The organism is Gemmata algarum (assembly GCF_034097035.1).
In the GTDB taxonomy this organism is placed as follows: Bacteria; Planctomycetota; Planctomycetia; order Gemmatales; family Gemmataceae; genus Gemmata; species Gemmata algarum.
This window is the reverse complement of the sequence record NZ_JAXBLV010000024.1, coordinates 122752-133361: the sequence shown is the minus strand read 5'-3', so window position 1 is coordinate 133361 and position 10610 is coordinate 122752. Positions and strand designations below refer to the sequence as shown.

8 protein-coding genes are annotated in these 10610 nt (G+C 67.7%); 5 read left to right on the top strand and 3 right to left on the bottom strand.

From position 1 onward, the window contains the following. The first annotated feature begins 86 nt into the window (after positions 1-86). The 3 genes from R5W23_RS04415 to R5W23_RS04405 all read left to right on the top strand — a co-directional run bounded on the left by R5W23_RS04415 (position 87) and on the right by R5W23_RS04405 (position 2744). Positions 87-1184: a radical SAM protein gene (locus R5W23_RS04415; protein WP_320685283.1), complete on the top strand. Its 1098-nt coding sequence runs from the start codon at positions 87-89 to the stop codon at positions 1182-1184. 60 nt (positions 1185-1244) lie between these two features. Further along, the gene (locus tag R5W23_RS04410) at positions 1245-2126 is read left to right on the top strand and encodes a PP2C family protein-serine/threonine phosphatase (protein WP_320685282.1); all 882 of its coding nucleotides are present in this window, start codon (positions 1245-1247) and stop codon (positions 2124-2126) included. A 141-nt stretch (positions 2127-2267) separates the two neighbouring features. After that, positions 2268-2744 carry a hypothetical protein gene (locus tag R5W23_RS04405; RefSeq protein WP_320685281.1) on the top strand — a complete coding sequence of 159 codons (477 nt, stop codon included), beginning with the start codon at positions 2268-2270 and terminating at the stop codon, positions 2742-2744. A 12-nt stretch (positions 2745-2756) separates the two neighbouring features. Here the strand turns inward: R5W23_RS04405 and R5W23_RS04400 are convergent, their stop codons facing one another. Both R5W23_RS04400 and R5W23_RS04395 read right to left on the bottom strand, forming a co-directional pair. After that, positions 2757-4259 carry a sigma-54-dependent transcriptional regulator gene (locus R5W23_RS04400; RefSeq protein WP_320685280.1) on the bottom strand — a complete coding sequence of 501 codons (1503 nt, stop codon included), beginning with the start codon at positions 4257-4259 and terminating at the stop codon, positions 2757-2759. A 174-nt stretch (positions 4260-4433) separates the two neighbouring features. After that, positions 4434-6056, bottom strand: a complete 1623-nt coding sequence (locus R5W23_RS04395) for a HAMP domain-containing sensor histidine kinase (RefSeq protein ID WP_320685279.1) — start codon at positions 6054-6056, stop codon at positions 4434-4436. A 222-nt stretch (positions 6057-6278) separates the two neighbouring features. Here R5W23_RS04395 and kdsA point away from each other — a divergent pair, with 222 nt between their 5' ends. Next, positions 6279-7127 carry a 3-deoxy-8-phosphooctulonate synthase gene (kdsA, locus tag R5W23_RS04390; protein WP_320685278.1) on the top strand — a complete coding sequence of 283 codons (849 nt, stop codon included), beginning with the start codon at positions 6279-6281 and terminating at the stop codon, positions 7125-7127. A gap of 10 nt (positions 7128-7137) precedes the next feature. Next, entirely contained in the window at positions 7138-9012 is a 1875-nt protein-coding gene (locus tag R5W23_RS04385) for a hypothetical protein (protein WP_320685277.1), read from the top strand. Positions 9013-9427: 415 nt separating this feature from the next. Here the strand turns inward: R5W23_RS04385 and R5W23_RS04380 are convergent, their stop codons facing one another. Then, positions 9428-10414: an ATP-grasp domain-containing protein gene (locus R5W23_RS04380; protein WP_320685276.1), complete on the bottom strand. Its 987-nt coding sequence runs from the start codon at positions 10412-10414 to the stop codon at positions 9428-9430. Between the last annotated feature and the right edge of the window lie 196 nt (positions 10415-10610).

The window sequence follows — 10610 nt, the reverse complement described above, 5'->3', positions numbered from 1 at the left end:
GCGGGGTTGATAAAGTACGACGAGGCGGCGTGTCGCGCCTAACCGCGGCGCGGCCCACCGGCCCGGGGTGCCCCCTGGAAGCTCCCATGCGTGATCTGAAACCGACCCTGAGCCGCGGCGACAAGCGAGCGCCCGCCCTCGAGCGCACGTTCCGGCCGAACTACCTCTCGTTCGCGGGCACCTACCAGTGCAACCTCGCGTGCCCGCACTGCTGCGTCCCGATCGAGTGGACCGACCGGCTCGACATCCCGACCGCGCTGCGGTTCCTCGAACAGGCGCACGAGGCGGGGATCGGGACGCTCGGGTTCACGGGCGGCGAGCCGTTCCTGTACCCCGCGTTCCTCAACGCCCTGACGGCGCGCGCGGCGGAACTCGGGTTCAAGTTCGACAAGCTGATGACGAACGGCGTATGGCACGCCGACGCCGCACACGCCGAACGGGTGCTCACGGCGCTCCGCGACGCCGGCTTCTCGGGCAAGATCGGCCTCAGCGTCGATAAGTTTCACGGAATGGACATCGGCAAGCTCGCCGAGTTCTGTCGGGTCACCCGCGGGGTGTTCGCGCGTGACACCGTTCTGTCACTGAGTTACGCGAGCCGCGACCCGCACAAGGGCCTGGAACCGATCCGCCGTCTGGCTGCGGCTCTGGACGGCGTGGTGGAGTGGTCGAAGCTGCTCGGACGGTACTTGGTTGTGAGCGACGACCTCACGATGACCGCGTGCTGGAACCACCTCGCGACGGTGGAGCGGGCGGAAGACCTCCCCGGCGACCCGTGGGACGGCACCTGGTTCGAGGAGGATTACTGCGAGGGGCCGGGACAGGCACTCATCGTGAACCCCAAGGGTGAAGTGAAGCCGTGCTGCGGGTTCGCGTCCGACCTCGACCAGCTCACCATCGGCAACATCTACACCGACAGCGTGGAAGAGATCATCCGGTCGGCCCGCGCGCACCCGGTTGTCGGCACGATCTTCCGCGACGGCCTGTCGGCGATCCGGGACGAGATCCTCCAACGCGACCCGAATGCCCTGCCCGGTGCGACCACGAACCACTGCTACTTTTGCTGGTTCGCACTCACGCGGGGGCTGGCGGCCGGGGTGAACGGCGGGGGCGGAAAAGTCGGCAACTGGGTGACCCCGAAGCCCAACTTCACCGGCGAACTGATTCAGCTGGGGCTCAAACGGTAGCCCAAGGCACGACGGTTGCTCATCGGAATGCGTGTCTGCACCTCAGCGGGAGTCGCCACAATGAGAGTGACGGTCGAATCCGCCGGCTCCACCGATATCGGCCGTGTGCGCAAGAACAACGAGGACCATTTCCTGATCGCCGACCTCGTGAAGCAGCTCCGGGTGACGCAGACGAGCCTGCTCCCGTCCGAGGACGGCGGTTGGAAGTCAGGGGTAACGGGGCACCTGTTCGTCGTCGCCGACGGGATGGGCGGGATGTCCGGGGGCGAGGTGGCGAGCGGCCTCGCGGTCGAAACGATCTCGTGGTACGTCGCCAAGACGATGCCCTGGTTCTACCGCTACCAAGACGGCCGCGAAGTGGAACTGGAGCACGAGTTGCGAAAAGCCGTGCAGGTGACCCAGGACACCGTGAAGGACGCTGCCGAGCACTCGCGGTTCCGGCGCATGGGCACGACACTCACCCTGGCGTGCCTCCTGTGGCCGCGGCTCTACGTGGTCCACGCCGGTGACAGCCGGTGTTACATCCGCCGCGGCGACACGCTGACCCGCCTGACCACCGACCACACCCTGGCCCAGCGGGCCGTCGATGAGGGCGTGCTAACGGCGTCCCAGGCCGAAGCCGCGGGGCTGGGTCACGCCCTGTGGAACTGCATCGGCGCCGGCCAAAAAGAAGTGACGCCCGAACTGCACCACACCACGCTCCAAGCCGGCGATGAGTTGTTACTTTGCACCGACGGGCTCACCCGTCGGCTTACCGACGAAGAGCTGTTAACGATCCTGAAGCGGTCCGGCAGCCCTGCCCTCGCGGTCAAGACGCTGATCGAAGCGGCCAATGAAGCGGGCGGGCAAGACAACATCACCGCGATCATCGCGCGGACCAACCAAGTCGATGACCCGAACGCGACGAAAGCGCACGCGGTCGCACTCAGCCGCACCGTCTGACGCACCGGCCACACCGCACCCGCACGGCTCGCGCGAACACGCCGCTCAAACGGGAACGCGATTACACACAGTCGGTTTCCGGTTGTGCGACCGCTCTGTGTGGCGGTGAATGGGGTGGGGTTACCCGCCGGAGCCGTCGCCATGAAATCGCTCGAAATGCTGCTCGTGTGGACACACGGGCTGTCCGGTGCGGCGTGGTTCGGTGCGATCTTCTACCGCACGCTCGTGGTTGATGGAAAGGCGCTTGCCTTTTTCCGGTCGCGGGCCGAGTACGAACACTTCTCAGCCCACCTCGCCCACAACATGCGATACTTCGTCGTCGCCGGGCTGCTGACGTGCGGGCTGTCGGGGTTCGCGCTCGTGGGGTTACGGTGGGACGGCGCAAGCACGCTCTGGCTCGCACTGGTGGCGGCGAAGGGCGCCGCGTGGCTCGGCGCCTGCGTGCTGTTCACCTACGTGTCGTGGGTCCACTGGCCGTGGAGGGTCTGCGCGGCCCCGGCCGAGTGCGACGCGTACCGCCGGCACGGGCAGCGGCTCGCGCTCGGGATGGTCGTGCTCGCGGGTACGGGCTTCGCGCTCGGGCAGGCGTGCCGCGCGGTCCCGTGGCTCACCGCATAACCGCCCCCCACCTCACCCGGCGCGGCGCTGGCGCTCCTCTTCGTACTTGTGGAGCTTGTTGTAGAGCGTCTTCAGGCTGATCCCGAGTTCGTCACTGGTCTTCTGCTTGTTCATCCCGTTCTTCGCGTACACCTGAAGAATGTACTCCATTTCCACGTCCGCCAACGACTTCGTCGGGCCGCCCGTGCCTGTATCGTTCGCGGGCGCCCCCGGGAACGGGAGCGTCGGGGCCGGCGGCGCGGCGTAGGCGACGGGGTACGCGGCCGGCGCCGGCGCGGGCACCGGGTACGCCATCGGGACCGGCGCGGCGGCGCGGGGCGCCACCATCTCGCGGGGCAGGTAGTCGGGGGTGATCGCGCCGCCGCCCGACACGATCCACGCGTACTCCATCGCGTTCACCAGCTCCCGCACGTTCCCCTTGAACTCGTGGTTCACCATCACCTGAAACGCCTCGGGCGTAATCAGGTGAGCGACCGACTCCACCGGGCGCTTGGCGTGCCGGGCCAGCGCGTGCCGGGCCAGTTCCGGAATGTCCTCGCGCCGGTCCCGCAGCGGGGGCAGGTGGACGTGGAACATGTTCAGCCGGTACAGCAGGTCCTCGCGGAAGTGCCCCTCCGCGACCATCTGCCGCAGGTCCTTGTTGGTCGCGCTGATGACCCGCACGTCCACGGTGATCGGCTGGCTCTCGCCCAGGCGCTGGATCTCGCCCGCCTCCAGGAACCGGAGCAGTTTCACCTGAAGGTTCTTGTCGAGCTCCCCGAGCTCGTCGAGGAACAGGGTGCCGCCGTTGGCGACCTCGAAGAACCCTTTGTGGTCCTTGTCGGCGCCGGTGAACGCGCCCTTCTTGTGCCCGAACAGTTGGCTCTCGGCCAGGGACTGCGTGAGGGCGCCGCAGTTCACCGGCACGAACGGCATGTCGGCGCGCTTGCTGGCCGTGTACAGCGCCCGCGCGACCACTTCCTTACCGGTGCCGGTCTCGCCGGTGATGAGCACCCGGCCGTCGGTCGGGCCGACCCGCTGGATGAACTGCTGGACCGGCACCATCGCCGCGCTGGCCCCGATCAGGCCGGCCGGCCCTTCGGCCGCCTGCACCCGGCTCTCCAGCGCCGCGGTCTTGTGCTTCAGCCGCCGCTTCTCCTGGATGCGCAGGAGCAGCGCCTCGATGTCGGTCAGCTTGCACGGCTTGGTCAGGTAGTCGAACGCTCCCAGGCGCAGCGCCTCGACCGCGGTCTCCGTGCTGCCGTAGCCGGTCATGATGACCGCTTCGGTGTCCGGGGCGACCTGCTTGAGCGCGGCGAGCACCTGGAGCCCGGCCTTATCGTGCTCCATCCGCATGTCGAGGATGGCCGCGTCGAACGTCTGCTTCTTGACGGTCTCGATCCCGGCCTTGCTGTCCGCGCAAACGGTGACCTCGTGCCCGAGGCGGGGCAGCTCCGATCGCATGAACTCCCGCAGGTGCGTCTCGTCGTCGACGAACAGGATTCGCAGTCGGTTGTGAGCGGGTGTGGTAGCCACTCGCGGTCTCCGTTTCGTCCGTCCGGTGTCTCGTTCGGGAGGGGAAGATAAACCGGCTTGCAGTATTTACAACCCCGATTCGTCGTCCCCGAGCGGTGAGGTTGAGAGTGCGATTAGTGACGTGACCTGCGCGCCGCCCATCGTCAATCAGAACTCGCCGCGTTCGCACCCCACTTATGCCGCGTTGCGCCCGCCAGGGAACGTCAGTACAGCGGGTGCCGGATCGGTTTCCGGGTCCCCGGCCGGCGCGTCCGCTACTTCCGGCGCGACTTGCAACGGGATGCGAACCGTAAACGTGCTTCCGGCGCCCGGCCCGGGGCTGGAAGCGGTGATGGTGCCGCCGTGCTGGTCCACAATCTGGTGGCTGATGAACAGCCCCAATCCGGTCCCCTTGCCCGTGCGGCTCTTCGTGTAGAACGGCTCGAAGATGTTCTCGAGCACGTCCGGCGCCATTCCGCAGCCGGTGTCGGTGAACGCCAGTTCCGCGTACCCCGCGACTGTGCCCAGCGTGATGTCCAACCGGCCCCCGTCGTCCATGCTGTCGAGCGCGTTCACAACCAGGTTCAGAATCACGCTCTTGAGGTCCTGGGCGTTGATCGGGGCCACGATGTACCCGGTCGGCTCGAACGCCACCAGCTTCCCGCGACTGGACGGCAGGTGCCGCGCCACTTCCAGCACGCCGCTCACGAGCCCCGTGAGGTCCGCGGGTTCCTTCTTACGATCGCCGGTGCGGCTGAAGTCGAGGAGCTTCTGGGTGATGTCCTTGCAGCGAAGCGCTTCCTGCTGAATCATCTTCAGGTAACGGGCCAGCACCTCAGCGTCGGCGGGCGGCGCGACCGCGGTGTTGGCGGACAGGGCCGTAAGTGTTTCCTGGAGCCGGCGTTCGAGCGCCTCGGAGCAGAACAGGATGCTGGCGAGCGGGTTGTTGATCTCGTGCGCGACCCCGGCGGCCAGGAACCCGACGGACACCATCCGCTCCGAGCGCACGAGCTGCCGGCTGCGCTCGGTCACCTGTCGGGCCAGGTCCGCGTAAACGGCATGGAGCCGCGCCACCATCGCGTTAAATTCGTCCGCGAGTTCCTGAAGCTCGTCGCCGGAGTCCAGCACGATCGGCTGGTTGAAGATGCCGTTGTGAACCCGCTGCACCCCGCCTTGCAGTTCGCGGATGGGCGCGAACATCCACACGCGGAAGTAGTACAGCATGGTGCCGACGAGCGCCAGCGCCCACCCCATTGCGAATCCCGTCAGGCAAATCGCCCGGAAAACGGCGGCCTTCGATTCGTCGCAGCTCTGCTTGATGTCGTCAACTTGTGCCTGCCGGAGTGCCTCGGCGATCTGCACACACTTGTTGTGCACCGGGATGAGCTGATCGGGGTTGTCTCCCCCGTTCAAGCTCGCCGTGGGCCTAAGGTCGCTGTCGACCGCAGACATCAAGGCAGCCAGCTCGCCCTCAAGCTGACTCACCAATCCGTTCTCCATGTCTGCATTGTCAGGATCGAGACCGGCTTTCCTTGCGTCTTCGTTTTGCTGCTTGACAGCATTGAGCTGGTTTTGCGCCTCGACGACTTGAATCAGGTTCCGCTCGTACCGTTTCGAATCCTTGGACCGGTCCACCTTGTTTAAAACATCCACAAGCTTGGCGACGGCCTGAAATACCTGGATCTTCCGCTGCGTGACCTTGTAGCTGATGTAGTAGTTGTACAGGCCGTACGCCGCGCCGCAGGCGAGCAGACCGATGCTCACGGCCACGAGGACCAGCCCCAGCATCAGTTTGTGGCGCAATCGACGGCGAGCCACGCGACGACCTCCTGCCGTAACCCGCCCGTCCGTGAGCGGGGCCTTCCCTCCCCGTGGGAACCGCCAGGGACCGGGAAGGCGGCGGACTGTACCAATTGCGTTCTTACAAAACGAGAGCAACTTTTTCCGATCCGCGCCCGCCCGCATTGGGGTTGCACGGGCCCTTCGTTCGGCGGTACAGCACCGGTTGCTTTCTCCCTTAATATTGAGAGGACTGCCCCAATGGAGCCGCAACGAGCCGTCACGGTGGGTCCGTACCGCGTCGGCGGGGGCGGGCCGCTGCTGTGGATCTGCGGGCCGTGCGTGATCGAGTCGCACGACCTCACGCTGCGGATCGCCGAAACCCTCAAGAGCTACGTGGACCGGCTGGGCCTCCAGTTGGTGTTCAAGGCGTCCTTCGATAAGGCGAACCGGAGTTCGGGCAAGTCGTTCCGCGGCCCCGGACTTCAGGAGGGGCTGAAAACGCTCGCGGCGGTGAAGGACGCGACCGGGCTCCCCGTCACCACCGACATCCACGAGTGCGCCCAGGCCGCGCCCGCCGCCGAGGTGTGCGACATCCTCCAGGTCCCGGCGTTCCTCGCGCGCCAGACGGACCTGCTGGAGGCGTGCGGCCGAACCGGGCGGGTGGTGAACGTCAAAAAGGGGCAGTTCATGGCCCCGTGGGATATGAAGAACGTGGTCGCGAAGTTGTCCGAGTTCGGCACCGGGAACGTCCTCCTCACCGAACGCGGCACGACGTTCGGGTACGGGATGCTGGTCAACGACATGCGGGCCGTGCCGTGGATGCAAGAAACCGGTGCGCCGGTGATCTTTGACGGCACGCACAGCGTACAGAAGCCAGGGGCGCTCGGGGACCGCACCGGCGGGGACCGGGCGATGGTCCCCGTTGTGACCCGGGCCGCGGTCGCCGCCGGGTGCGACGGGGTGTTCCTGGAAACCCACCCGCGCCCGGACGAGGCCAAGAGCGACGGCCCCAACATGATCCCGCTCGACGTGCTGCCGCGCGTGATCGCCGAGTGCGTGAGGGTCCGCGCGGCACTGAACCGCCCCGACGATGCCACCGCCACCTGAGCCGACCCGCATGAACCGTACCGAACGCGCTCCCGGCGCCCGCCGGCCCCGAGCCACACTCATACTCCTTCTCCTCGCCGCGGGCACCGGCACCGGTGGGTGCGGCCGTCCCCCGGCCCACGTGGACGGCCCCGCCGCAACCGAGGGGCCGAAGGTCAACCCGTGGGCCAACGCCGCCCAGCGGCTCAAGAAGGACACCGACCCGACGACCGTCCGCGTGGCGCTCACGGCGCTGGGGTCCGAGCTGAACGCCGAAAACAAGGAGCGACTGCCGGCGCTGCCGGAAGCCGACCTGGCGAAGCTCGCCGAGGTCGTGCCGCTCACCCCGGAGGACCGCGAGGAGCTGCGTGCCGGGGCCTTCACCGCCCACGACAGCGTTTACATCGCCGACTGCCTGTACCTGCGGGACGCGGCCCGGTCGCTGGCGCTGGCCGCCCTGCCGCCCGAGGCCCGGGCCGAGATCGCCCTGGCGTGGGTGTGCCGGCAAGTGTACTTGCAGCCGTGGGCGTGGCACCTCGGCGCCCAACCGCTCAACGGCAACGCCGTCGTCCACACCTTCCGAACAACGTCCGTCGCGCCGACCGCGGTGCTGCGCCGCGGGTCCGGCTCCGGGCTCGAGCGCGCCTACGTGCTGCTCGCCCTGCTCCAGCAGTTGAACCTCGACGCCTGTCTGGTCGGTCGCCCCGGCGCCGGCGCCGCGAACGTGGTGTTCCAGGTCTCCGCGCCCGCCAACGCCCCCGGCGTCCCCAACGTCGCGGGGCTGGCCCCGCGCGGCCCGTTCTGGGCGGTCGGGGTCCGAACGGGCGACGACGTGCGGCTGTACGACCCGTGGCGCGGGGCCGCGGTTCCGTTCACCCTGAAGCAGTTGCGCGCGAACCCCGACGCCGCGAAAGCCTGGTTCGAGGACCCGGCGAACGCGGGGGGCGCGACGCTCGCCGACGCGAAGGCCGCCACCGTTTACCTCGCCGTGCCCGTCAACTCTCTGGCGCCGCGCATGGCGACCGCCGGCGACCGCCTTCGCGCCGACCTGGACGTGAACCTGGCGTTCGACGCCGCCAAGCTGCGGGCCGCGTTCCCGGACCCGAAGCCCGCGTTCTGGAACCCGCCCGACGAGCCGTTCGCTTACGGACGGGTCGCGCGGTCGCTGCTCCCGGTGGACGCCGGCGGTTCCGACCGTGGCGAGACCGGGCAGCGCCTGTACGATGCGTTCCGGCGCGACCAACTCCCGTTCGGCGTGTTCCGCGTGCCGAACACTCTGATCGAAGAGGCCGCCCCGGCCCGGAGCCGGCTCTGGGCGATGGCGGCCGGGGCGATCGGGGGCTCGTTCATCGAGCCCCCGAACCCGCGCGAGCGGATCCAGCGCGGGCAGTTCCAGGACGCGTCGTCGGACTTGGTGAGCAAGCAAGACCTGTTCACCAGGGGGCTGGAGCGGCTCCGGCTGAACAAGGACGCGGACCAGCAGATCCGCGACTGGGTCGACGCCATGAACGAGCTGTACCCGGAAGCGCGCCGGGCGGAGATCCAGAACAACAAGGAACTCGTGGCCCAGAAGCTCGGCCAGATCGAGGCCCAGTGGAAGCAGCCCGGGGCACAGTACATCGTGGACCGGGCGGCGTCGGAAGTGGGCCTGGCCGAAGCAACCCTGCTGCTGGCGTTGTGCAAGCATGAGATCGCGGAGCGAGCGCAGGTCCGCGCGGAGCGGGCGAGCGGCCCGGAAGCCACCCGGCTGCGTCAGGAGGCCGCGAGCCAGTGGCAGACCGCACTCTCCGCGTGGCGCACCTACGAGGGGCAGTCGAGCGCCCACGCCGGGTTCCCGGGCCGGGTGGAACACGCCCGTTCGCTCGCGGCTCGTGCGGAACAGCTTTTGAACGCCGCGAAGAAGTAGTTCCCCCCGCGCACCGGCAGGTCGCCCGGTCGGTGCGCGATAACGGCAAGGTCGGGGCGGGACGACGGGCTCCCCTCGCGAAGCAACCACTGGTACATTAGGCATTTCCCCACCTGATTTTCCTCTCGCGGTGCTTCCAGAAGTTCGTGCGCTTTGCGATCACACGGAACGAACGGCCTCGATTCTCGGAACGCAGTCGCACCTCCCCGCACGAACGAATTCACATAATCATCGATTTCATAAGTCTTTACGTCTCACAAGCCTCCCGCCACCTGAGCCGTTATCGGTTGCCCTGAAGCGTCACACCCAAGCTCCGGCATGAGCGCGAGGTGGTAGCGATGCCCCAGCGAATCGCCAGCCGGACGGTAGCGGTCAGCCATCGCGCGCCCAGTCGGCGTGGTATCACCGCCGGGTGTCAGCACGGTGTCGTCACACTTCCATCTGCTCCGAACCGCACACGCCCAGGCTTCCACTTCAACGGCCCGATCTCTCGCCCGCTCGCGACCGCGAGCATCGCTTCCGCCATGTTGAAGTCCGCGAGCGCGCGCAGCCCGATGTACGAGGTCGTGAGCCGCGGGTTGATCTCGATGGCGAAATCGCTCGAACCGTCCGCTTCGTTACCGAGCACGAGATCGACCCCCACGTACCCCAAAAGTCCCGGCACACACGCGACAGCCGCACGAGCCAGCGTCACCGCACGGGAAGCGAGTTCCGGAGTGACCGGCAGCTCGCCGCCTCCGTACTTGAACCGCCCGTCGGTGCTTAACCGTTGAGTGGCCGGGACCAGAGCGACCTGCGCACGCGGGCCGCACAGAAACGCCACACTCGCGGGCGTTCCCGACACAAACTCCTGAAGGATCATCGGCCGCCCCGCCTCACGTCCGGCCAGCGCGGAAGCCAGCTCAAAGCGGTCCCGGATCAGAAACGTGTCCGTCGATCCCGCCCCGTCGCGCGGCTTCCAGACCACCGGGAACGCCTCGCACGGCGTCGGCTCACGTTCGCTGGTAGCGGGCGTTCGGATCCCGTGAGCGCGCCAGTGCTCGGCCAGCGCGAGCTTGTCCGACGTTAGTCCGATGGCACCGGGTGAGCACCCGAGGAGCCGCCCGCTCCGCGGTTCTCCTTCGACCTTCCGCGCGTAGCGAAACAGGATCTCGTCCGTCTCCGGCGCCACCACCACCGTCCAGTCCGCAACCGCACCGTGGCATAAATCCTCAAAACCGTCCGATTCAACAGGCGCCGCGTCATCCGGAAGCGCAAGCACGTCCACCGCTTCAATGCGCCCGAAATCCGCCAGCAGCGCGTCCCGCATCGCGCGGCCTTCGAGGTACATGCCGTGTTCCGGCGTGCCCGGTTCGCGCCCGATTCCGAGAGCCGTCATGTACTCGTAGACGAAGACCCGCATTATGATTTCCGCTACTGTTTCTGTTGTCCTCGGGCATACTCTACGAGCGCACGAGCGGACAGAAGCGGGCCGGCGAGCCGTCAGACCGCCGCGCGGCAGGCGAACCGGGTGCCGGTCTGCAACACCGGCGCGTTCGCCACGCGGGTGTGGCATCGGCGATCAATCGGATTTCAGTCGTTTCAAGTTCGAGCAGCGC

What these genes read in the sequence shown, in the direction of transcription:
- R5W23_RS04415 (WP_320685283.1), top strand. Translation starts at nt 87, where the DNA reads ATGCGTGATCTGAAACCGACCCTGAGCCGCGGCGACAAGCGAGCGCCC.
- R5W23_RS04410 (WP_320685282.1), top strand. Translation starts at nt 1,245, where the DNA reads ATGAGAGTGACGGTCGAATCCGCCGGCTCCACCGATATCGGCCGTGTG.
- R5W23_RS04405 (WP_320685281.1), top strand. Translation starts at nt 2,268, where the DNA reads ATGAAATCGCTCGAAATGCTGCTCGTGTGGACACACGGGCTGTCCGGT.
- kdsA (WP_320685278.1), top strand. Translation starts at nt 6,279, where the DNA reads ATGGAGCCGCAACGAGCCGTCACGGTGGGTCCGTACCGCGTCGGCGGG.
- R5W23_RS04385 (WP_320685277.1), top strand. Translation starts at nt 7,138, where the DNA reads ATGAACCGTACCGAACGCGCTCCCGGCGCCCGCCGGCCCCGAGCCACA.
- R5W23_RS04380 (WP_320685276.1), bottom strand. Translation starts at nt 10,414, where the DNA reads ATGCGGGTCTTCGTCTACGAGTACATGACGGCTCTCGGAATCGGGCGC.